Genomic DNA, 22,644 nt, shown 5'->3' with positions numbered 1-22,644 from the left:
GCTACTCTCTAGCAACCAGTATGGGACAAATCTGCAAGATTTTATACCGTATACTATGGAAAAAGTCTGAAAGAAGTGAAAAAGCCGATTCCCCCTGAACAGAGAGAGCGGCTTTTAATGTAACATAACCTTTTGCTTATCCAAAAGACGGTTTCCTCATAGATCCTGCGAAAACTCACTAAACGGCAAAAAAGAAAAACACCGTCCCCAAGGGATTGGTGTTTTTTCATGATCATGGGAGAATCCATATCTGAATCACAAGCAACGCGGCGATCCCCGGAATGCCCAGCAGCCCTGCAATTAAAGCAGTAACAGGATTTAACGGGATATGCAGATGGATCGCCGTACCTATCCAATTGATCGCCAAGAGTGCGATCACACCGACGATAAAACCTTTGATCATGCGCATAATCGCGTACGCCGGATCGCGTAAAATCTTTGCAATAATCAATAAGACAACGACCAGGCCAACCATCAAACTGACAACTTGCCACGCAGTCATCTCCCCGACTCCCCTCCTTGTCCTATTATGTATGTATGAAAAGTCCATATGTTCCATTCCTCGAACTTCTACTGCAAACGACATAACTATAAACAGGGGGCAAATATTCTAAAAAGTTTATATTGACTGTTGATAAAGTTTATTGTAACATGTTACTGTCCAGACCACCCAGCCACCAGACCTTTTAAAGAGTATGTTCATAAGGAGCCAAAGAGAGCCGAGCAGTTCGAGAAGCAATAGTCTGGTACCAAGAGCATTGGTTGTCTTCCATATGACCCGCTCTTTGCTTCGTTGGATGCGCTTCAACTGAAACCGAATTTTATAACCTCTTAAAAGGATGATACATTTTGAAACTAGCACCCATTCAAAAGAAACGCATATATCAATACATCATCGAACAGATTAAGGCATCCATTGAGAACGGGGAGTTGCTACCCGGCGACAAATTGCCATCGGAACGGGAGTTAGCGGATAAATTGTCTGTTTCCCGAAGTGCCGTAAGAGAAGCATTCAGTGTATTGGATTCCGCTGGGTTGGTCAGGATTATGCAAGGAATCGGTGTCTTTCTCAAGGAAGACGAGAATGAAGAACTGATCACTCGTATGAATGATATTCTTAACCCTCATGGGGTCAATCTTGTCGAACTGCTTGAAGTAAGACAGGGGATCGAAGGGCAAGCGGCTTATTTGGCTGCCATAAGGCGTTCGGAAGCAGATTTGCAAAAGATAAAGACCGCCTACAATCATTTGGAACAAGCAGTTGCCGCTCAACAGGTGGCAGCAGAAGAGGATTATGCGTTTCATATTTCAGTCGTAAAGGCGAGCCAAAACTCCATGTTATTACAAGCGGTAAAATTCCTATCTGACAAATTTCTGCAAGGCGTTCATCAAAGCAGAAGTGAAAGTTTAAAGATTCCGGGTAAAAGCCAAATGGTTTTGGCCGAGCATGTAGAGATCTTGAATGCGATTGCAGAGCAAGATCCGGAAAAAGCGCAGCAGGCTATGTGGCAACATTTACAAAATGTGAAGCTGAGATATTTAAAATAAGTTCAAAGGATAAAACTCCCGCAAGGAGTTGTTGAATATATGACTGAATGGCCATCTCTTTATAAGCTGAAACAGCATTTTTCAGGACAATCCGTATCTGACATTCAATCCGAGACCATCAAGGCGGTCGATGTATGTCTGCAGAATACGAGGCTCTCCCCCGGTTCGCGAATTGCGATCACGGCTGGTTCAAGAGGAATCAAAAACATCGTGCAAATCCTGCAGACGATCGTCAAGCATCTCAAAGACCGGGGATACTCGCCCTTTCTCGTGGCGGCTATGGGGAGTCACGGACGCGGGGAAGCCTCAGGCCAACGAGAAGTTTTAAACAGTTTGGGCATTACGGAAACAGCGATTGGAACTACCGTTTCTTGTTCCGATCAAGTCATCCAAATCGGTGCTACAGAAGAAGCATATATAGAGGGGCAAATAACGACTGCCAGTGAGGATTTGGCGGGTCTGCCTGTCTATATTGCGAAAGAAGCCTATGAAGCGGACGGAATTCTTGTTGTCAATCGTGTGAAACCACATACTTCTTTTCATGGAGAATATGAAAGCGGTCTGCTCAAGATGATGGCTGTTGGCTTAGGCAGGGCGAAAGGGGCGGACATGGTTCACAGTTTAGGCGCCGGACTATTGGCACAGGCCATCCCGACGATCGCAGGTGTGATCTTGAAACATGCCCCGATTCTTGGCGGAATCGCCATTGTTGAAAACGCTTTTGAAGAAACAGCCATTATTCAAGGGATTCCCGCAAATCGTATCTTTCAGGAAGAAAAGGGATTGTTGAAAAAAGCCAAAGCGATGATGCCCTCTCTCCCCGTGCAGCAGATTGACCTCTGCCTGGTCGGCGAAATGGGGAAGAATTTTAGCGGTACAGGCATGGACACCAACATTATCGGGCGTCTGCGGATTCAAGGGATGCCTGAACCCAAACAGCCTTTGATCAAATATCTGGCTGTGCTCGGATTATCGAAAGAGTCCCACGGGAATGCCACCGGGATCGGGTTAGCCGATTTTACAACGGAAGCAGTCGTTGCCCAAATCGACAAGAAAGCGACGTACTTGAATTGTTTGACAAGCGGGTTTGTCTGCCGGGCGTTTATACCCATGACCTTTCCGACAGAACAAAAACTGTTAGAGGGAGCTATTAAGGCTCTTAAACTCAAAAATCCGGAAACGATTCGACTCGTCTACATAAAAAATACATTGCATCTTGATGAATTGTGGGTATCGGAGCCTATTTACCGGGAATTGAAAAATAAAGAAAACATTGAACGGATCGAGGGACCGCTTCCGCTACAATTCGATCAAACAGGAAGGATAAAATGGTAAAATTCAACCTCAACGAAATGGTTTTTCAAAAAGGGGTATATATCCATGACACAATTCCAATCGAAACTCTTGGACGAAATCAAAAGAATCATCAGCGACCAAAGAAGGGTATTGTGGGAAGAACACGATCTTTACAGCTATTCGTTCGATGCTTCGTTTGGCACGTATTTGCCTGATGTTGTCGTACAACCGGTCACCACGGATGAAGTGGTTAAACTGGTTAAGTTTGCTAATCAATATAAGATTCCCATCACCCCGCGCGGGCATTCCACCTGTTTAAGTGGAGGTCCGCTTCCCGTACAAGGCGGGATCGTGTGTGACATGTCGAAAATGAACCAAAAACTACTGATCGATGAGGAAGATTTGGTTGCAATCGTCTCACCGGGTGTCCTTACATCCCAAATCCACAAGGCGGCTGAAGAGAAGGGATTGATGTATCCCCCTGATCCCAGCAGCTCCGGTGTATCCACCATCGGAGGCAATCTGGCGGAAAATTCGGGAGGACCTCGCGGATTAAAATATGGGGTTACGAAAGATTACGTGATCGGCTTGGAAGTGGTCACCCCCGAGGGAGAGGTGATTCGTACAGGCGGAAGAACCGTCAAAAATGTAACAGGTTATGATCTGACCAAATTGATTGTCGGTTCAGAAGGAACTTTGGGAATCATCACCGAGGCGATTCTGCGTTTAATTCCGAAACCACCGGCCTCTGAAACACTCATGGCGATTTTTGACGATCTGGTTGATTCCGGACGGGCGATTTCTAAAGTGTTGTCTTCGGGTATTCTGCCGTCAAAATTGGAATTGATGGACCAGGCCTCGATCGCTGCTGTGGAAAATTATGAACCTTGCGGTCTGCCTACCGATGCGGAAGCGATACTGTTAATCGAAGTGGATGGGCATCCCCATGCCGTAGCGGATGAAATCGCTTCTGTTCGCGAGATCTGCAAACAGGTGGGAGCAAGGGAAATCCGAATGGCAAAAAATGATAAGGAACGACAGGAGTTGTGGAAAGCGCGCAAACTCGTGTCTCCCGCGATTGCCAAGATCAAACCCACCAAAATTTCCGAAGACGCGACGGTCCCGCGCAGCAAAATCCCTGATATGTTTAAAAGGCTGAAAGAGATCCGTGCAAAGTACAACATCGATCTTGTGGTCTTCGGACATGCTGGTGACGGCAACCTCCATCCCAATATTATTGCCGATAAACGAGACAAAGAAGAAATGCGGCGGGTGGAACAGGCTGTCTCCGAAATTTTCGCCGCCGCGATTGAATTGGGTGGAACTCTGTCCGGTGAGCACGGGATTGGCACGATGAAAGCACCGTTTATGGAAATGGAATTGGGTACAGTCGGACTCGAGATGATGAGACGTATCAAGAAAGCATGGGATCCCAATAACATTATGAACCCCGGAAAAATCTTTCCGGAACCGGGACAAAAGTTGGTGTTGACTGATGAATAAAACAGAAACGGTAGAGAACAAATTGACTGACTTGAAAAAAACTTTAGCCTATTATGAAACTTTCAGTTGCGTCCAATGCGGATATTGCCTGCCGGCTTGCCCGACCTATCAAACGATGGGGAAGGAGACCCATTCACCCCGTGGAAGAATCAATCTGGTCAAGATGACAGCAGAAGGGAAACTCACCAATCTCAATTTGTTGGCCGATTCGATCGATAAATGTCTGGGCTGTCGTGCCTGTGAGACGGCTTGTCCCACCGGAGTGAGATATGGAAAAATCTATGAATCTGCAAAATCACTTTTACACCTGAGAGAAGAGGAATCATCTCCCTCGAAGGGATGGAAGAACATCCTCTTACACTCAGTGATTCCAAATAAGAAACGGCTGAACCGGCTTGCCAATTTCGTATGGTTCTATCAGAAAAGTGGTTTACAAAAAATTGCCAGACACAGTGGATTTCTTCGCCTCCTCCCGAATCACCTTGGGGAATTTGAAGCTTTGCTCCCGACCTTACCTAGCCCGGTTGAACGGGCGAAACGCCCTGTCCGCTTTCCGGCTCAAGGAAAACCTAAATATCGGGTCGCTTTTTTCACCGGTTGTGTCATGGACGCCATTTTTGAGAAAATCAATCGCTTGAGTATGCAACTCTTGCAAAAAGCAGGTTGTGAAGTTGTGATGATCGAAGGGGAAACATGTTGCGGCGCTTTGCATGCACATACCGGAGATCTCGAAACGGCGAAACAGTTAGCGAAGCAGAATATTACGGCGTTTGAACAAGCAGCAAACCGCGAGCCTCTCGATTTTATCGTAAACAATGCTGGCGGTTGCGGCGCCATGTTGATCGAATATGATCATCTCTTTCGCGGTGATCCGGAATGGGAGCCTCGTGCCCGTACGTTCGTGGAGAAAACCAGAGATATCAGCCAAGTACTCACGATGACCGGTCCGCTTCCAATTGTAAAGCAAACCAATCAAAAGAAGGAAGTAGTGACCTACCAACGATCTTGTCATATGACCAACGTACAAAAGGTTACAAAAGAACCCCTTCAGCTGATTCGATCCATCCCTGGTATCGAGCTTCGCGAGATGGAGAATCCGGATAAGTGCTGCGGATCAGCGGGAATTTACAATATTGTAAATTACAATGAATCCATGGACATTTTGGATGACAAGATGTCGACAGTAAAAAATACGGGTGCTACGACCATCATCACAACGAACCCTGGATGCTTATTGCAAATGAAGATGGGCATTATCCGAGAAGGGTTGCAAGACAAAGTTCGAGCCGTGCATCTCGTTGAACTCTTGGCGGAAGCTTGCGGGATTGAGATATAAGGGGGGAGAAGAATGCAGATTGATGTACTGTTTCAAGGATTTCCCGGAAGATCTGACCGCGGTTTTCTTGGTTGGAGCAGTTGTGTGTTGATCCGGATGGAGGGCAGAAAACCGATTTTGTTTGATACGCTTGGCTTTAATGAGCGTTATACATTGATTTCCAGATTACAATCGTTTGGAGTTCAGCCTTCCGATATCGGCGCTGTATTCATAAGCCATTTTCACTTCGATCATGCTGTCAATTTTGGTCTTTTCCCGAACGCCTCGTTCTATTTACATGAGGAGGAAATCTGGCACATCGAAAAGAACGGGGCACGGGACTTGGCTGTTCCGCTCGAAATGTTTCCAGCATTGCGAGATTGCGGAAGATTGAGCATTTTATCAGGTACGTCGGGAAGAGCAGAAGGGATCCATTGGTTACACACTCCCGGTCATACACCCGGGCTCTATTCCTTGCTTCTTGAATATGAGGGGAGTCGTTGGGCGTTGGTATCTGATACGATCAAGAACATGAAAGAGTTGCTGACGGGACATGTTGACATGGCATGGGATGCAAAGCGAAGCCAATCGAGTATACAAGTGATACGCGAATGGGCAGATCTTATAGTGCCCGGTCATGACCGCTTGTTACAGATTATCCGAAATGATGGAGATGTAAAAGTAAAACCATTCAGCAAAAGCAGCGTACAAGTGTTCGTTCCTGATCCATCACCTTCCGCTGGCCAAACATTTCTTCTTGAAGTATAAAACGTAATACCAAGAAGATGATCTTTCTTTAAAACGGATCATACAAGGAACGGAGGTGTTATGATGAATCTTTTAGAAGGAGCTATCGATATCCATGTTCACTCCAGTCCAAGTATTTTTCCCCGCTCGGTCGATGATTTTCAATTAGCGGAACAGGCGAAAGCGGCAGGCATGCGGGCAATCGTTTTGAAGGCGCATGAAGAATCAACGGTTTCAAGAGCGAAATTAGTCAGTAAAATCGTACAAGGAATCGAAGTGTACGGTTCCCTTGTTTTGAACGAATATGTAGGCGGTCTTAACCCTTATGCGGTGGATCTGGCGATTCAGCAAGGAGCCAAGTTGATTTGGATGCCTACCGGATCCGCACGAAATCACATTGAATATTATCAAGGACAAAGTGACTATAAAGAACAAAGATCGACCGTTCGTCTATTACCCCAAAAAGGAATCACAATTTTCGATGAAAATGGAAAACTATTACCCGTTGTGTATGACATCATCGATTTGATCAAAGAAAGTGATGTTTGTCTGGCTACCGGACATCTATCGCCTCGAGAGACGAAAGTCTTGGTGCAGACGGCAGCGGAGCGGGGATTGGGGAAAATTTTAGTCGCTCATCCTGACCTAAAAATTAACAAAATGGAACTTTCACTGCAATGTGAACTCGTAGCACTGGGGGCCTATGTAGAAAAATCAATGCTTACATTAATGCCTAAATGGAAGTCAATTGAACCTGAAGAATTGGTACAAGGAATTCGTCAATTGGGTGTAGAGCGATGCATACTGCAAACAGACTTCGGACAAGCAAACCATCCCACACCGACGGTAGGTTATCAGAAATTTATTGAACTATTGTTGGAATACGGATTGGAAGAAAAAGAAATACACAGAATGGCATGCCAGAATCCGGCTATTTTGCTAGGACTTTCGACATAACAAAAGGAGGATCACGTATGGCGCAAGTGGAAATGAACCGTTCTGTACAAACTCGTCCTTGGTTTAGGCAAATCACTCCAGCTCAGTGGCAAGCGTTATTGGCATCAAGTTTGGGATGGATGTTGGATGCCATGGATGTCATGTTATATTCGATGGTATTGGTTTACTTAATGTCCGATTTACATATGGACAAATCCATGGGGGGATTTTTGGCGACTCTCACACTTTTAAGTTCCGCTTTGGGTGGTTTAATATTTGGAATTCTTGCCGATAAATTCGGGCGAACCCGTTCATTAATGATCAGTATCATCGTTTATTCAGTTTTTACCGCATTATGCGGGTTTTCACAAACCGTTACTCAATTAGCCATTTTACGCACTTTCCTGGGTCTCGGCATGGGGGGAGAATGGGTTGCGGGTGCAGCGCTGATCACTGAATCATGGCCCGCTGAACATCGCGGTAAAGCCATGGGAATTGTGCAAGGTTCCTGGGCGATCGGATATGCATTGGCAGCAGTCGTAAGCGGTCTCCTCATTCCGCTTTTCGGCTGGAGGGGCGTGTTTTTCTTCGGTATCGTTCCTGCTTTGGTTACTTTTTTGATCCGAAAAGGCACCAAAGAACCGGAGATCTGGGAAGCTCGCAAAAATACAAGGTCAGATACTGAAAAAGAAGGCTCTGTCATTAAAATATTCGATCGAAAAGTGGTTCGCTGGACGATTTTAGGTTCTGCTTTGAGTATTTGTGCACAATTTGGATATTGGGGATTATTTACCTGGATTCCCTCCTATCTAGCCACATCTGTTTCACAAGGAGGTGCAGGGCTCAGTATTGTCAAACAAACTGGTTGGATCGTTATTATGCAAGTGGGAGCATGGCTCGGGTACGTTGCGTTCGGCTTATTGGCAGATAAAATTGGACGTAAAGCTACGTTTATTCTCTTCTTTGGATTAGCGGCTATTCTGGTACCGTTTTATGGCTTCACGCATGATGCCACTCGTTTACTACTTCTCGGACCGCTGGTTGCTTTCTTTGGATCCGGGTATTTTAGCGGTTTTGGTGCTGTTTTGGCGGAATTGTTTCCAACATCAATTCGTGCAACTGGGCAAGGATTCTGTTACAACTTTGGAAGAGCCTTGGCAGCAACCGCTCCTTTTATCGTAGGCACTCTCGCCAAATCGATGGGGCTCGGAGCAGCTTTCAGTATCACGGCAATTTCCTTTGGCATCGCTGCAATACTGGTGATTTTGTTCCTTCCAGAGACAAAAGGACGTGAACTCACATAAGGATACTTGAAATTTCTCATATGAATAAACGACAGACACATTTGTCCTAAATTTTTATAATCATGCATATTCTTATATGCAATTTAATTATTAAATTAAAAATATATTTTAATCCAAATCCCCAATCTTCTTTCAATCACATCTCAATGTAAAGGAGGCATACCTGTGTCAACATTACGGAATCCAGTATCATCTCAATGGAATGATCGTTCAAACAGTCATCAACAAACCAATTTCCGTTGGTGGTTTGCCGTTGCTTTGTGGGTATTATTGCTGATCTCGTATATCGACCGTACCAACATTTCGATCGCAGGTCCAGAGATGGTCAAAGACGGCGTGGTGACTACGCATGCGCTCGCTCTCGCCAACAGCCTCTTTCTCTTTACGTACGGTTTGTCCAATATATTTGGCGGCTATCTCAGCGATCGCTTCGGTCCCCGTAAAATCGCCCTGTTCGCACTCATCTGGTGGTCATTGATGACTTTGTTCACCGGCTTTGTCTGGAGTTCATTGGCCCTCATTTTCTCTCGTATTCTCTTGGGTCTTGGTGAAGGTATGCATTGGCCGCTCAACTCCAAATGGGTGAAAGAGTGGTTCCCATCACACGAACGAGCGCGCGCCAATATGTTCTGGGAATTCGGGCTGACCATGGGGCCGATCATTACAGGTCCTTTCGTCACATGGCTCATTCTTTCAACGGGCACATGGAAATCGCCTTTCATCGTGATGGCATTAGTCGGTATCCTTGCTATGGCACCGATCATATGGATCGTAGCGAAAGACCGCCCGGAAGAAAGCCGATTTGTATCCTCCCAAGAGCTGGCTTACATTCAGGCAGGGCGCAAGGATGAAAGCGCATCCACACAGGTGAGCGTAGGTGAAGTATTAAGCAAAACGGATTTTTGGCTCCTGCTGATCAACTGGTCGGGTATGGCTACCGTCTTCTACGGGATTTTGTTCTGGCTTCCTTCCTATCTCATCAAGGTACGTCATCTTTCTCTGCATATGACCGGTTTCTGGTATATGCTCCCTTATATATTGATGACCGTATGTATTATCTTGACCGCATTTGCCAGCGACCGCCTAATGAAACGCTCGATCTTCGCCGGAATCGGAACCATTATTGCCGGTGTAGGGCTCTTTCTGGGAACACACGCGGATAATCTTGCACTCGCCATGATTCTGATCTCCATTTCTTCCGCTATGAACGGAGTGGTCTTACCAACGATTTGGAGTTCTCTGCAACGTATGTTCCCCAGCCATAATGTAGGAACCGGTGCAGGACTGTTGAACGGGCTGGAGAACATCATCGCCGCGATCGGTACCTATATTCTTGGCATCTCTTTTTCCGTCGGTTTTACGTATCTGATCATCTTTGCTCTGATCGGCGGTTTAAGCGGGTTGATTCTTGCAAAACGAGGATATTAATCGATCTAAACGATGAAAAAACGAGGTTCCCTCATAAGAGAGGCACCTCGTTTTTTCCTATGAAATGGCGTTCACCATAGGGATTTCCTTAACGATCCCTTGCTTGCGCGCTTTGCGCAGCAGATACATATATTTCTTCTCAGCGGCTTCGATCAAAAAAATGGCATGATCAATTAACTCGGGATCAGTTACACAATCAAGGCGGGACTGGGCCTGCAACCATTCCTCCTTCGCTTTCTCGATCTCCTCAATCAATAGCCTCTCTTCATTCCTTTCCTGTTCTTCCTGTCTTTCTTTCTCCGTTTTCCGGAAACGTTCCCACCAATCCTTCCACTTCACCGCTTTCACCTCTCATCTAGTTTTGCGTGTTACTAGAGTATAGTCGGTGAAGAGGAAAGATATTCTGAAAAATCGCAACAAAAAAGCCCCTCAGGATCATACCTTTGGAGCTTGGTCTTCCCATCCGGGATCCATATCTATAATTCGCGCCTGCCTTCCAGCGCTTTTGAAAGGGTCACCTCATCCGCATATTCCAGATCGCCGCCAACAGGCAATCCGTGTGCGATCCGTGTGATCTTGATTCCCGTAGGCTTGAGCAGCCGCGAAATATACATGGCGGTGGCTTCCCCTTCAATGTTGGGGTTCGTCGCCAAAATGATCTCTTTGATCTCTTGCGCTTCAGGCGTCTGCAATCTGCGTAGCAATTCTGTGATGCGAATTTTGTCAGGACCGATTCCTTCGATCGGAGATATCGCTCCTTGCAGAACATGATAGAGACCTGTATATTCGCGCGTTTTCTCCATCGCCACCACATCTTTCGCGTCCTGCACCACGCATAGGAGCTGGCGGTTGCGTGATGGGTCTCTACAGATACGGCATGGATCCACGTCCGTAATGTTGCAGCATTGCGAACAATAATGCAGATGTCTTTTCGCATTGACCAACGCCTTGGCAATGCCGATGACATCGTCTTCATTCATCGATAACACATGAAAAGCCAAACGTTGCGCCGTTTTTGGCCCGATCCCCGGCAACCGCATGAAACCGTCAATCAGGTCGGAAATCGGTTGAGGATAATACAGCATGGCCTCTCCTCTTTCAAACGAATAGTCGCCCGCTCAATGTTTAAAACAAGCCCGGCAAATTGAGCCCGCGGGTATATTTCGACATTTCATTCGCGACCAATTCATCCGCTTTTTTCATGGCATCATTGATAGCCGTCAAGACGAGATCCTGAAGCATTTCCACATCGTCCGGATCGACCGCCTCCGGTTTGATCGTCACCGATTGAACGAGCTTATGTCCTGTCACCACGACCGTCACGACGCCACCTCCGGCGGTTCCTTCCACCGTTTTCTCGCCCAACGCTTCTTGCGCTTTCAACATCTCCTCCTGCATCTTCTTCGCTTGCTTCATCAATTGATTCATGTTTTTCATCACAACGTCCCCCTAATCTTTGATTTCTACAATATCTTTTCCAAATATACGGACGATCTGCTCCACCCAATCTTCCTGGCCATTAGGTTGTGTCTGTGGCGTGTCGTTCGCGGTTTCGGTGCCCTCGACCCTCATTTCCTGTAATTGCTTCCACTCAGACTGTAAAATCGCCACTAACTGATAATGTGAACCCATGACCTGAGTGAACACTTGGTCAACGATCTCTTTGTTCACAGGCTTCATCACCGTCTCGCGATGAATCTGGTTGCGAAACGCGACAATGATCCGGTCTCGCGCCACAGCGACAGGCTCACCGTCAGACAGCCACGCCTGTGTCGTGATTTTCACCTTTTTGACCTGATTCAAGATATGAGTCCACTGTTGAGTCACTGTTTGCAGCTTTCCTTCATCCGCTTCTTGCAACCATTTCAACAGATGTTGGGCCGAGATCTTCACCGGCTTCCCGTCGGCAGGATTCGGCGGAACACCGCGCGTCCCTGTGGATGGGGAAGGTCTTACAGGCAGTTGCTCCTCTGCACCTGATGCCGATCTTGCCATATCGGTCATCCCTGAGGGTCGATACGCCTGAGGGCCCGAAAGATCCTGCCGTTCATTTCCACGCACCTGTACGGGATTGACAGATGGAGCGGCAGGAGCACGCAAAGCTCCTTCCGCGATCTTCTTCTCCAGCTCACTGATACGTTTCATCAACGTCTCGGTATCGACCGATTCTGTTTTACACAAACGTACAACGAGCATCTCCAGCAATAAGCGGCCATTTGGCTGCCACTTCATTTCATTTTGCGTCTCCGTCATCTTTTCCAACAGATCGACCAACACCGAAGACTCATACATTTCGGCAACCTTGGGGAATCGCTTATCATAATGAACGCGTTCCTTGATCTCCTGCAAATCAGGAACCGTTTTATACATGAGCAAATCACGATAATACAGTTGCAGTTCATGCAGAATCTGTGTTACATCCTTGCCCGCATCTACCATTTGGCCGATCATGCGGAGCCCTTCCTGCATGTCTTTTCGGGCGATCGCTTCCGCAATCTTGCCGATCACCTCCGACGGAACTCCGCCGAGCAAGACCGTCATTTCTTCAATGGTGACACGCCCGCCGCCAAACGCGATCGCTTGATCAAATATGGACAACGCGTCGCGCATTCCGCCTTCCGCGGCCCTTGCGAGCATCCATAAAGCTTCCTCTTCTACGTCTACATCCAACTCTTTAGCGATCAATCGCAAACGCTCTACGATCTGTTCCCCTGTAATCCGGCGAAATTCGAATCGCTGGCAGCGAGAGAGAATGGTAGCGGGAAGTTTATGCGGTTCGGTTGTAGCGAGTATGAACATCACGTGAGCGGGAGGTTCTTCGAGGGTTTTCAATAATGCATTGAATGCCTCTGTTGTCAGCATATGTACTTCATCGATGATATACACTTTGAAACGAACCTCAGTGGGGGCATAGCGTACTTGCTCCCTGAGATCACGGATTTCATCGACACCGCGATTGGATGCCGCATCGATCTCTACAACATCCATGATCGAACCTTCGGTGATGCCGCGACAAGCGGCACATTGATTGCAAGGTTCTTCAGCCGGTCCATGTTCACAGTTAATCGCTTTCGCCATGATCTTCGCGGTGCTCGTTTTTCCTGTGCCGCGGGGTCCGGAGAACAGGTATGCATGTGCGAAACGATGGGTTCTGAGCGCGTTCTTTAATGTGCGCGTCACGTGTTCCTGCCCCACCATATCCGCGAACGACTGTGGTCTCCATTCGCGATACAATGCTCGATACGCCATGCTTCCTTTCCTCCTTCCTCGCTCTTTTTAATGTATCATATCAACTGTCCGGTTTCATCCTCTGCTTTTGAAAAACTGTGATGCGGCAGGCAAACAATCGAAAAATCGATCATCAGCGGAAGATTCTTTGCTCCCGTAAAACATTACATGTATTTGAAAATTCCATCATATTATATGCTTCTCTAAATGTTAAAAAAGACCCAACGAAACGTTAGGTCTTTCAAAATGGAATGCCGTGCATCCAAACTTCGATGCGCAGACGAAAGCGTTACATATGCAGTTAACTCGGATCAGGCGCCCCTGCGGCACACAGGAAGATTCCCTTAGTGCTGCTTCCGCCAGGACCTGACACGGTTCAGGAGTTCCCGTTGCGCAGGACCCAATCTTCTACGCCACTTGCATATGCCAGACCTTCCACCTCACGCACCTCAGTCAGGCATTCGACCCCGCTATAGCGGATTGCGGGTACAGGGCACCGCTACCTCCCCGTCTAGCACGGCAAAATTTTATATCCATGGCGGAGAGAGAGGGATTCGAACCCTCGAGACGCTTTCGCGCCTACACGATTTCCAATCGTGCTCCTTCGACCAACTCGGACATCTCTCCGTTTATGCGTGATATATATGATGAGATGGCGGAGAGGGTGGGATTTGAACCCACGAGACGCTTTCACGCCTACTCGATTTCGAGTCGAGCTCCTTCGGCCACTCGGACACCTCTCCGTGTTCATCCTTTTGCTTTGCGAAGATTACGGAAGAAATCCTTCAATAGTATAGCACACTCGTCCGCCAGAATTCCACCGGTATATTGTGGTTGATGGGTAAACCGATCAACAGCGAACAGATTCACAATGGAACCCGCAGCGCCAAATTTCGGCTCATAGGCGCCGAAGATCACCTCATCCACGCGTGATAGGATCAACGATCCTGCACACATCGGACAGGGCTCTAGTGTAACATAGAGCCTGCATCCTGTCAAGCGCCATCCTTTCAATACTCGGGACGCCTCTCTTAAAGCGATCATTTCCGCATGCGCCGTCGGATCCTTCCATGTCTCGCGCATGTTGTGCCCTCGTGCCACGATTTCCTCACCATGAACAATCACGGCACCGATGGGTACCTCGCCCCACTCCATCGCTTTTCGCGCTTCAACGATCGCTTCCCGCATAAACCGTTCGTGATCCATCTCCGTCCACCTCAGACGTAGTATACCATAAGGGGATGAAGGTGTTCACGAAAGGAACGATCTTGATGGTAACACCGATATCAGACGACACAAACTGTTTTCAAATGTTGTAAATTCCTATAAACTTTTTCTCCATTAGCTACGATCAATTCAATCATGTTATCGTCAACTTTTTGTAATAAGCCAATTTTATTGGGATGATCTCCAAGATCAAACACGACGAGCTTACCTTCAAATTTTTTGCATTGTTCCTTGAATGTTCGAGAAAGAGTGATAGGCGCCGGTTGAAACGGGAGAGATTGATCGCTCAGAGAATAAGGAGTTACATTCTGATGATATGGAATGAACCATTTTAAATGATTCAGAGAAACAAACATCGTTTTGTAAACCGGGGAATAAAAGACAAAATAATCATTCATAATACTTGTAAGATACCCATGAATCGATCGGTTGCCTGTTACATAGATCTCGATGAAACGCCCCCGTACATGATTTAACCCTTTTCGATAAGAGACCGTTTCCGCTTGATAGTCCACGGGTTCTTCCGGAATATCTACAACCTCATCTTGAAGCAATGTACTCAATTTAAGCTGTTGTATATGAACAAGCGGGATATATAAAAACCGTTGTTCATAATAGATAACGACAATATCCAATCCGCAATTGATAAGAATTCCCGTAAAAGGGTTTTTTCCCGAAACCTCAATGTCCACTTGTTTCCCAATATAATCGTTAAAGTTACTCAATGTTACCTCCTCCCTCTTTTGATTCTATCGCCCTGATACAAAAAATATACCCAGCATACTGCAAGATGAGCATCCAACGCTTTCAATAAACGTTTTGAACAACTCTCCTTCCTGTCGAAACTTCAAAACATCAGTTGCAAGCTGTACGAAGAACATCGTTTCCTAGTACAATATCATAAAAACGTCTCAACGTTATGACGAAAGGCTGGTTCCCGTTGTACGAAATCATTTTTTTGAAAGAGTTATATGCAGATACAAATCTTACCATCCACGCAGGTTACATCAATCAAGATAAGAAAGCTCCTTCTCGTTCCAAAGTCGTCTCTTTGAAAGAGGGGCATCAGATCCTCCTGTTTTTCCAGCCCAAGACGCCCCATATGCTGTTTACCCTTCGTACATCTGCAAGGTATCGGCATGTCCTGAACAATCTCTTCTGTGTGACCGCAAGCCCGGTAGGACCGATCATGACGATTCACGACAAAAAATTACCTGAACACGCGGGACAAAAACTTCATCAATGGCTCAATCATGAACTCCAAGTGCTTGGATTATAAAATGGATACAAAAATCTCCTTATTCATGAGAAACACAGCTTTTGATGATTTCTCATAAATAAGGAGTTATTTATCTCACGCAATTTGCTTTGCATTGGAATCGAAACGTTGGCGTGGGAGGTGGTTAGAGGACACCCGCTTCCCGTTGAACCTGAGGCTCCTCCAATGAGGGCGATTCAAACTCCGTACCTATACCGCCATATGCAGCCATTCCATGATAACTGAGATCCAATCCGACAAGCTCTTCTTCCATCGTTACTCGAACAGGAACGAGTTTCTCGATCAAGCGGAGAGCAACTGTTGTGGACAGATAGCCCCAGGTACATACGACAACGGTTCCCAAAACTTGTACCCCTAGCAGTTTCCATTCCCCTGTAGTCAAAAGTCCGCCATCCGTCGCAAAGAGTCCTACTGCGATCGCGCCAAATGCCCCGGTGAATCCATGAACAGCAACCGCGCCGACCGGGTCGTCGACCTTTTTCCGTTCCACCCAACCGGTCGCCCAAATCATAAGAACGCCTGCGAACGCACCGATCAATAACGAACTTTCCAGGCTTACAAACGCACATCCAGCCGTTATCGCCACAAGTCCAGCGAGAACTCCGTTCATCGTGTGTCCTGGATCTGCTTTTCCAGTTTTCAAGAGGGTATAAAGCATGGCCGACGCACCACCGGACGCTGATGCCAGCAGAGTAGACGCAGCGATCATACCGATGTTGGCGGAAGTCGCATTGAGCGTGCTTCCCGCATTAAAACCAAACCAGCCAAACCAGAGAACGAACGTGCCGATCGCAGCAAGAGGAAGATTGCTCGGAGCGATTGGATTCACCGAACCATCCTCATTAAATTTGCCGATACGCGCCCCGACGATACGAGCCGCCGCAAGCGCGGCAAATCCGGCCATCGCATGGATCGCCGCCGAACCCGCGAAGTCTTTCATTCCCAGATTTTCAAGCCAACCGTTGCTTCCCCAAATCCAGTGACCTGAAAGAGGGTAGATCACGGCCGTCATACAAAGTGTATAAAGGATATACGCCTTAAAATTTGTCCGTTCCGCGACCGCTCCACTCACAATGCTGATAGCCGCTACCGCAAAAGCCGCCTGAAACAGCCAGAAAACATCCGTAGGAATCGACAGTCCCAAATGAGCCATATCCCCTTTGAGAAAGAAGCCGTTTCCGCCAAAAAGTCCGAAATGATCCACCCCGAACATGATGCCGAACCCGATACTGTAGAACATGAGGACACCAAAGATTAAATCAACGAACACTTTCATCAAAATCGAAACGTTATTTTTTGCACGAACAAATCCAGCCTCAAGAAGAGCAAAACCGCCCTCCATAAAAAAAATCATTGACGCGGTTAGAACCACCCAGATGGTATTCAATCCCAATGAAAGTGATTGCGTAGTCATGATCTCTTCTCCCCCGCATTGAAATCATACACCTATTATTAGGGTAAAGCGGATAAAAGTCAACACTTGATGTTATATTATCTAACATCAGATGTGTATCCCTTTCTAGAAACGAAAAAAGGCCAAGACTACTCTCACACGCAACGAAAACACGTAAGAGTAGTTTCGGCCCATTTTGTTTCACTTCGAGGGTTTTCCCTCTTTAGAAAGCTTTCACCATGCCGCCATCTACTAGTACCGCCTGGCCCGTAATGTAGGAATTGGCGAACGAACCGAGAAAAACGACCGCACGCCCGAATTCCTCCGGTGAACCGTATCGACCGAGTGGAATCTGGGCGATGGCTTCCGCTTTCACTTCTTCCACCGGAACCCCTTTTTGTTCTGCTTTCAGGTGATCCAATTCGGCCACCCTGTCTGTCGCAATCCGTCCGGGAGCCACCGTATTGATGAGAATATTGTCTTCCGCGAGTTCCATCGATAAACTTTTTGTCAATCCGTTGATTCCCGCACGGAATGTATTGGATAAAATCAGTCCAGGGATCGGCTGTTTTATGGATGAAGAAGTGATGGTCACGATCCTTCCTGCCCCTTTTTCCCGCATGTATGGAAGGCTGGCCCGGATTAAACGTACGGCACTCAACAAGTTCAATTCAAACGCGTTGACCCACGTTTCGTCAGTAAAATCATCGAATGTACCTCCGGGAGGGCCACCCGCATTGGTAACCAGGACGTCCAAACCGTTTCCAAAAACAGCAGCTTCCCGAACCGCATGATGAATATCTTCCGCACGTGTAACGTCCATCTGCGCGATATGCACCTTCTGCCCCGTAGCCTCTTCAATATCGGCGGCCGCCTTCTGCAACTCTTGAAGGTTTCGGCTTGCGATCGTCACAAGTGCTCCTTCGCGGGCAAATTCCAGCGCACTCGCCTTTCCAAGACCCTTGCTTGCGGCGGTGACCAAAACAGACTTCCCTTTCAAACCAAGGTCCATGATGAAATTCCCCCTTTCCTTAAAAAATTACCAGTGAATTCGTACATTTTCAAGTTGAATGCCTTCTGATTTCATTTACATCAGGTGAAACATAGTCGATATAAGGATGATTGTCCGCTCATCAGCCGAGAGATCTTCTTCATATGACAGGATATTCACCATGCGCTCGCATAATACAACCCTAAGTCCGACATGTCCGAACTCAGGGTTGTTTGCGCGACCTTTCAATTTTTCGTGACTTTTTTCACGATACACCTTGTTGCTTGCCGGTTAATGTAGGAAAATGTGGAAGAACTTCTTCCCCTAATTCTTCAATCACTTCTTCAACAGGACGCAGGCCATATTTTAAGTTGATAATGACATGATTGACACCCGCAAGTTTAAGACTCTCAATGAATTCGATGAGTGGATTGCGCCCGATTCGGAATCCTAAATGAATAGGGATTGGTGCATGATTCGGATCCTCCGTTAGATCTACATAGAGGGACTGACTGAATGGTTTAAACTCATCGGTAAGAGAGCGCCAATTTTTAATCAGTTCCGCTTGGAATTTCAAGTTTCGGGGATAGTACATCCAACCATCACCGTTTTCGGCAATCCATTCAACCGACTGAGAGCTGTGGCCGGTAACCAAGACCGGAATGTCCGACAGACGCGGTTTAGGCAAAACGTCCCCGCTCAACATATGGACACGTGGCGATTGGATCATAGGAAAGCTTTCCTTCCATGCTTTTTTCATGACCATGATCGATTCTTGAAACAAAGGACTACGCTCATTGGGGTCAACTGAAAAAGCCGGAAATTCTATAGGACGATCCCCGGTCGCAACCCCGAGAACCAGTCGTTCACCGGATAACTTGTCGACGGAAGCGGCTGCTTTAGCCACATGTAGAGGATGACGCAATGTGAGAATAATGCTTGCGGTTCCCAAAGCGATGTTGTTTGTATGGGCGGCTAAATACCCTAAAAAGACCCAAGGATCATAAATTTGGCCCACATCTCCAAAATAGGGGTCATGCAACGGAACATCCCTGACGAACAATGCAGCAAAATTGAGTTCTTCCGCTCTTTTTGCCAGTTTGATTTGCTTTTCAATATTCATCTCCGGAATGCTGCCTTCGTATGATTCCAAAGGAAAGAACAACCCGAGAGTCAAATGGTTTTCATGAAACATACGTGAATATCCTTTATGATTAACGAATCGGTTCATCATCACTCCCCCATATCTTTATTTATAAATATCTATAATTATCGATATAATAATAAGATAAAAACCACCGAACCTTCAAGGCCAAATATTGTAATGGAGCTTACGAAAAATTCGACAAGTCTAGTCGTATGATTTACAAATCCCTAGATAACAATTCCTTAATTTTTTGGATGTTCTCTTCATCCCTTTTATAATAAGTCCATTGCCCAATCCTTTTTGCTTTTATCAATCCGGCTTTTTGCAGCATGGATAGGTACAGGGACACCGTGGATTGTGACAGTCCAACTTTTTTATGGATATCGCTTACGCAAACCCCATCTTCGTGTAGATCCCCATTTTGTGGTTTTGGGAAGTGAATGTCAGGATTTTTTAACCACTGGATGATCTGCAATCTCGTTTCATTGGACAAAGCTTTAAATACTTCCAAAAGTTCCATGGCTCCCTCCAGGTTCATCAATTTCAATCGTATTTTTATATTACATGATTTGTGATGGCTCAGGAATGAAAAGACACCCTCCTTGATTTCGGATCAATCCTCTGAGACTTCTGGACATGTAAATCGGTGAGACTTGGCTCATCCGGCCAAACGAAAGGTGCATTCTTCTACGATTACCACTTTACATATTTATTCCACGATTCAATGGTATATTTTCCACTTAGAAACTCATTCAAGTACAGATCTTGTAGAAAGGATGAAAGTAAGTGAAATTTACCAAAAAATCATTGAGTGTCGTAATTGCCGGGTTCGTGCTTACAGGTCTTCTTTCGGGGTGTGGAAGCCAAAGCACATCAAACGGTCAATCCTCAACTTCTGCTTCAAATACGGCAACTACATCCAATGGATCAGATAACAATCCATCCGGTCAACAACATGCTGGACAACATCATAATGGGCAAGGATTTGTACAGGCACTTGTAAATGCCGGAGTTTCCCAAAGCGATGCACAATCTCTAGCGAAACTGATACAGCAAACGAATACAGATCCAAAATGGGTCATGGAACAATTGAAAAATAAAGTGTCCGTCAGTGACATTACTAGCGAGATCAATAATGGAAAAGCTCCGAAGAGACAATGGAACGGAAATCACCAACCACATTCCGATGCACAACACAATCAAAGTGATAATCATTCAAGCCAATCTTCCACAACTGCTGGTGGATCGGGTTCCAATTCGAATTAACACGGCTGAAAGCCATAACGAGAAAGAGGGTGTCCCAAAGTGTAAGTCCCAGGGGCTCCCTCTATTATTTTTACATTTGAAAACAAAAAGAAATCGCCCTCTGGTCACCCATTTTCAAAATCTCTCGGTTAAAATGGAGGTGGCGCTGCATTACAGGAGATGAGATATTTAAATGGCTCAATTCGATTGTCTTCGTGTATGAAAATTTCAATACAATGCGGTACCCTATTTTTTGACTGTATGGCAGAAAGTATTATTTGAACTTTCCGAAAAGAGAAAAAGGATGGGATAAAGATGCTTGAATATCTTAACTCGGCAGTAAGCCTTAACACTTTAATCTGGTTATTTCCTATTGCGTTTATGTTACACGATTTTGAAGAAATCATCTGGATTGAACCGTGGTTAAAGAAAAATTACACCAAGGTTATCCATATAGTCCCCGGAACATATAGAAAATTCATCGAAAAATATGCCAAGGTCACATCTTCACAATTTGCCGTTGCTGTTTTGGTAGAATTTATTTTATTTATTCCGACCACTTTTTTGGCGGCAGAGAAACATATGTATTTATTCTTTCTCGGATTTAACATGGCGATTCTTTTGCATGTATTAGGACATATTCAATCAATGATTTGGTGTAAAATGTATACCCCAGGTGTAGGGAGTGCTTTGCTTATAACTGCCCCTTACTCCGTTTATGTGCTATATCGATTTCTAACGAATGGGATCGTAAGTTGTAGTTCGGTTTTCTGGAGTTTACACGTTGGTTTTCTATTATTGCCCATTGTGATATTTGGACACTGGTTAGGCAAGAGACTCGTTCCGATGACGAAGAATTGCAATTGATTCGCAATCAGAGAAAAGGGCATAAAAAAGCGGATTCCAAATTCCTTGGAATCCGCGCCACTCTTGGCTTTCCTGGTGCACCCGGAGGGACTCGAACCCCCGCAAGACGCGGTTTAGGAAACCCAAACAGTATGTGATTTATGATATCACCGAATGATACTACGTCCAAAAACCCTCGATAGAACAAGGTTTTTCGATCATCTTCTACGACACATGTGATATCTAGTTATAAGTAGTTTGTGACCACTCATGTGACCAAGTACGAAACATACCTTCTTAGTATTATTATGTCCAAGTATCATATACGTCTTATGATTTTTATACAACCTCGTGAACCTCCATGAATTTAAGTTTCTCGTTTATTAAAACAATCATCTCCCTTTATTTTCAAGGTGTATTTATTTTATTGTCCCTTCGAGAATTTTTTGCAACAATCATTCTTTATCTACTATACTAGAATAGTATGGAAGAAAGCGGAGGGACGTCGGTTTATGATTGAGGTATATTGCGACGAGAGTCGTCCTGAGACAATATATGGAGTAAACAGTCCAGATAGATTTATGGTATTGGGAGGACTTTGGGTTCCATATGATATCCGGGAAGATGTAAAAAATCAAATTAAAAATTTAAAAACGAAATATGATGTTTATGGGGAGTTTAAATGGAACAGAGTCTCTCCATCTAGGCTTGAATTTTATCTGAAACTTATTGATCTTTTCTTCAAGAATTCCATTCGTTTCAGATGTATTGTGGTGGATAGCCATTTTGTTGACATCGACACTTATCATGAATCTGACAGCGAGCTTGGTTTCTATAAGTTTTATTATCAGTTGCTTTATCACTGGATTGATTCTCGAGAAACTTACTGGATATATTTAGATCACAGAAAAAATAAGTTACGTAACCGACTCCATAAATTAGAAGAAGTTCTCGACAAAGCCATTATTCGAGATACAGGACAATTAAACAAAATAGGAGACGTGCAGGCAATAGAGTCAAAACAATCCCTTCTTATCCAGTTAACAGATATTTTAATCGGAGCCGTTGGGTACCGAATGCATCGTTTGAACGGAAGTCAGGCTAAGTTACAAGTAATAGAACGAATTGAAAGTTATTTGGAACACCCGATTTGGCCTACCCCAAAATCCGAACGAAAGTTCAATGTGTTTAAAATTGCACTGAGGGGGTAA

At 45.6% G+C, this 22,644-nt stretch carries 23 protein-coding genes, 3 tRNA genes and 1 other RNA gene; 12 read left to right on the top strand and 15 right to left on the bottom strand.

Annotated elements, in window-relative coordinates; translation table 11 throughout:
* Positions 1–232: 232 nt before the first annotated feature.
* Entirely contained in the window at positions 233–502 is a 270-nt protein-coding gene (locus DNHGIG_RS07905; protein ID WP_282199159.1) for a pro-sigmaK processing inhibitor BofA family protein, read from the bottom strand.
* Positions 503–849: 347 nt separating this feature from the next.
* Here DNHGIG_RS07905 and DNHGIG_RS07900 point away from each other — a divergent pair, with 347 nt between their 5' ends.
* The 8 genes from DNHGIG_RS07900 to DNHGIG_RS07865 all read left to right on the top strand — a co-directional run bounded on the left by DNHGIG_RS07900 (position 850) and on the right by DNHGIG_RS07865 (position 10,077).
* Entirely contained in the window at positions 850–1,548 is a 699-nt protein-coding gene (locus DNHGIG_RS07900; protein WP_282199158.1) for a FadR/GntR family transcriptional regulator, read from the top strand.
* Positions 1,549–1,587: 39 nt separating this feature from the next.
* Positions 1,588–2,883, top strand: a complete 1,296-nt coding sequence (locus DNHGIG_RS07895; protein ID WP_282199157.1) for a nickel pincer cofactor-dependent isomerase, group 22 — start codon at positions 1,588–1,590, stop codon at positions 2,881–2,883.
* A 45-nt stretch (positions 2,884–2,928) separates the two neighbouring features.
* Positions 2,929–4,347, top strand: coding sequence for an FAD-binding oxidoreductase (locus DNHGIG_RS07890; protein WP_282199156.1), 1,419 nt, complete (start codon positions 2,929–2,931; stop codon positions 4,345–4,347).
* On the top strand, positions 4,340–5,683 hold the full coding sequence (locus DNHGIG_RS07885; RefSeq protein WP_282199155.1) for a (Fe-S)-binding protein: 1,344 nt from the start codon (positions 4,340–4,342) through the stop codon (positions 5,681–5,683). The genes DNHGIG_RS07890 and DNHGIG_RS07885 overlap by 8 nt, the downstream gene beginning before the upstream one ends.
* A 12-nt stretch (positions 5,684–5,695) precedes the next feature.
* Positions 5,696–6,430, top strand: coding sequence for an MBL fold metallo-hydrolase (locus DNHGIG_RS07880; protein ID WP_282199154.1), 735 nt, complete (start codon positions 5,696–5,698; stop codon positions 6,428–6,430).
* A gap of 63 nt (positions 6,431–6,493) precedes the next feature.
* Positions 6,494–7,366: a DUF6282 family protein gene (locus DNHGIG_RS07875; RefSeq protein ID WP_282199153.1), complete on the top strand. Its 873-nt coding sequence runs from the start codon at positions 6,494–6,496 to the stop codon at positions 7,364–7,366.
* Positions 7,367–7,383: 17 nt separating this feature from the next.
* Entirely contained in the window at positions 7,384–8,649 is a 1,266-nt protein-coding gene (locus tag DNHGIG_RS07870) for an MFS transporter (RefSeq protein WP_282199152.1), read from the top strand.
* Positions 8,650–8,814: 165 nt separating this feature from the next.
* A complete protein-coding gene (locus DNHGIG_RS07865; protein ID WP_282199151.1) occupies positions 8,815–10,077 on the top strand; it encodes an MFS transporter in 1,263 nt (420 codons plus the stop codon).
* 57 nt (positions 10,078–10,134) lie between these two features.
* Here the strand turns inward: DNHGIG_RS07865 and DNHGIG_RS07860 are convergent, their stop codons facing one another.
* The 9 genes from DNHGIG_RS07860 to DNHGIG_RS07820 form a co-directional block, all read right to left on the bottom strand.
* On the bottom strand, positions 10,135–10,416 hold the full coding sequence (locus tag DNHGIG_RS07860) for a DUF2508 family protein (RefSeq protein ID WP_282199150.1): 282 nt from the start codon (positions 10,414–10,416) through the stop codon (positions 10,135–10,137).
* A 137-nt stretch (positions 10,417–10,553) separates the two neighbouring features.
* Positions 10,554–11,159: a recombination mediator RecR gene (recR, locus tag DNHGIG_RS07855; protein WP_282201379.1), complete on the bottom strand. Its 606-nt coding sequence runs from the start codon at positions 11,157–11,159 to the stop codon at positions 10,554–10,556.
* Between the two features lie 43 nt (positions 11,160–11,202).
* Positions 11,203–11,514 (bottom strand): YbaB/EbfC family nucleoid-associated protein, encoded by a 312-nt coding sequence (locus DNHGIG_RS07850; protein ID WP_282199149.1) that lies wholly within the window; start codon positions 11,512–11,514, stop codon positions 11,203–11,205.
* Positions 11,515–11,526: 12 nt separating this feature from the next.
* Positions 11,527–13,326, bottom strand: a complete 1,800-nt coding sequence (gene dnaX, locus DNHGIG_RS07845; RefSeq protein WP_282199148.1) for a DNA polymerase III subunit gamma/tau — start codon at positions 13,324–13,326, stop codon at positions 11,527–11,529.
* A 233-nt stretch (positions 13,327–13,559) separates the two neighbouring features.
* An RNA gene (ffs, locus tag DNHGIG_RS07840) (signal recognition particle sRNA large type) lies at positions 13,560–13,825 on the bottom strand.
* Between the two features lie 16 nt (positions 13,826–13,841).
* Positions 13,842–13,932: transfer RNA gene (locus DNHGIG_RS07835), tRNA-Ser, on the bottom strand.
* A 26-nt stretch (positions 13,933–13,958) separates the two neighbouring features.
* Positions 13,959–14,048, bottom strand: a tRNA-Ser gene (locus tag DNHGIG_RS07830).
* Positions 14,049–14,052: 4 nt separating this feature from the next.
* A complete protein-coding gene (gene tadA, locus DNHGIG_RS07825) occupies positions 14,053–14,511 on the bottom strand; it encodes a tRNA adenosine(34) deaminase TadA (protein ID WP_282199147.1) in 459 nt (152 codons plus the stop codon).
* Positions 14,512–14,591: 80 nt separating this feature from the next.
* On the bottom strand, positions 14,592–15,257 hold the full coding sequence (locus tag DNHGIG_RS07820; protein WP_282199146.1) for a YwrJ family protein: 666 nt from the start codon (positions 15,255–15,257) through the stop codon (positions 14,592–14,594).
* Between the two features lie 215 nt (positions 15,258–15,472).
* Here DNHGIG_RS07820 and DNHGIG_RS07815 point away from each other — a divergent pair, with 215 nt between their 5' ends.
* Positions 15,473–15,811 carry a hypothetical protein gene (locus DNHGIG_RS07815; protein ID WP_282199145.1) on the top strand — a complete coding sequence of 113 codons (339 nt, stop codon included), beginning with the start codon at positions 15,473–15,475 and terminating at the stop codon, positions 15,809–15,811.
* A 124-nt stretch (positions 15,812–15,935) separates the two neighbouring features.
* Here the strand turns inward: DNHGIG_RS07815 and DNHGIG_RS07810 are convergent, their stop codons facing one another.
* The 4 genes from DNHGIG_RS07810 to DNHGIG_RS07795 form a co-directional block, all read right to left on the bottom strand.
* Positions 15,936–17,225 (bottom strand): ammonium transporter, encoded by a 1,290-nt coding sequence (locus DNHGIG_RS07810; RefSeq protein WP_282199144.1) that lies wholly within the window; start codon positions 17,223–17,225, stop codon positions 15,936–15,938.
* 202 nt (positions 17,226–17,427) lie between these two features.
* A complete protein-coding gene (locus DNHGIG_RS07805; RefSeq protein ID WP_282199143.1) occupies positions 17,428–18,216 on the bottom strand; it encodes an SDR family oxidoreductase in 789 nt (262 codons plus the stop codon).
* Positions 18,217–18,460: 244 nt separating this feature from the next.
* A complete protein-coding gene (locus tag DNHGIG_RS07800; protein WP_282199142.1) occupies positions 18,461–19,426 on the bottom strand; it encodes an LLM class oxidoreductase in 966 nt (321 codons plus the stop codon).
* 133 nt (positions 19,427–19,559) lie between these two features.
* On the bottom strand, positions 19,560–19,862 hold the full coding sequence (locus DNHGIG_RS07795) for an ArsR/SmtB family transcription factor (protein ID WP_282199141.1): 303 nt from the start codon (positions 19,860–19,862) through the stop codon (positions 19,560–19,562).
* A gap of 266 nt (positions 19,863–20,128) precedes the next feature.
* Between DNHGIG_RS07795 and DNHGIG_RS07790 the strand changes: the two genes are divergently transcribed.
* A complete protein-coding gene (locus DNHGIG_RS07790; RefSeq protein WP_282199140.1) occupies positions 20,129–20,608 on the top strand; it encodes a hypothetical protein in 480 nt (159 codons plus the stop codon).
* Between the two features lie 294 nt (positions 20,609–20,902).
* On the top strand, positions 20,903–21,454 hold the full coding sequence (locus DNHGIG_RS07785) for an HXXEE domain-containing protein (protein WP_282199139.1): 552 nt from the start codon (positions 20,903–20,905) through the stop codon (positions 21,452–21,454).
* A gap of 73 nt (positions 21,455–21,527) precedes the next feature.
* On the opposite strand, the gene DNHGIG_RS07780 is transcribed toward DNHGIG_RS07785, so the two are convergent.
* Positions 21,528–21,617: transfer RNA gene (locus tag DNHGIG_RS07780), tRNA-Arg, on the bottom strand.
* Positions 21,618–21,945: 328 nt separating this feature from the next.
* Here DNHGIG_RS07780 and DNHGIG_RS07775 point away from each other — a divergent pair.
* A complete protein-coding gene (locus DNHGIG_RS07775; protein ID WP_282199138.1) occupies positions 21,946–22,644 on the top strand; it encodes a DUF3800 domain-containing protein in 699 nt (232 codons plus the stop codon).

This window comes from Collibacillus ludicampi, assembly GCF_023705585.1.
GTDB lineage: Bacteria > Bacillota > Bacilli > Tumebacillales > BOQE01 > Collibacillus > Collibacillus ludicampi.
Note: the sequence above shows the minus strand (reverse complement) of the source record. Positions and strands in the feature narration are given on the sequence as shown.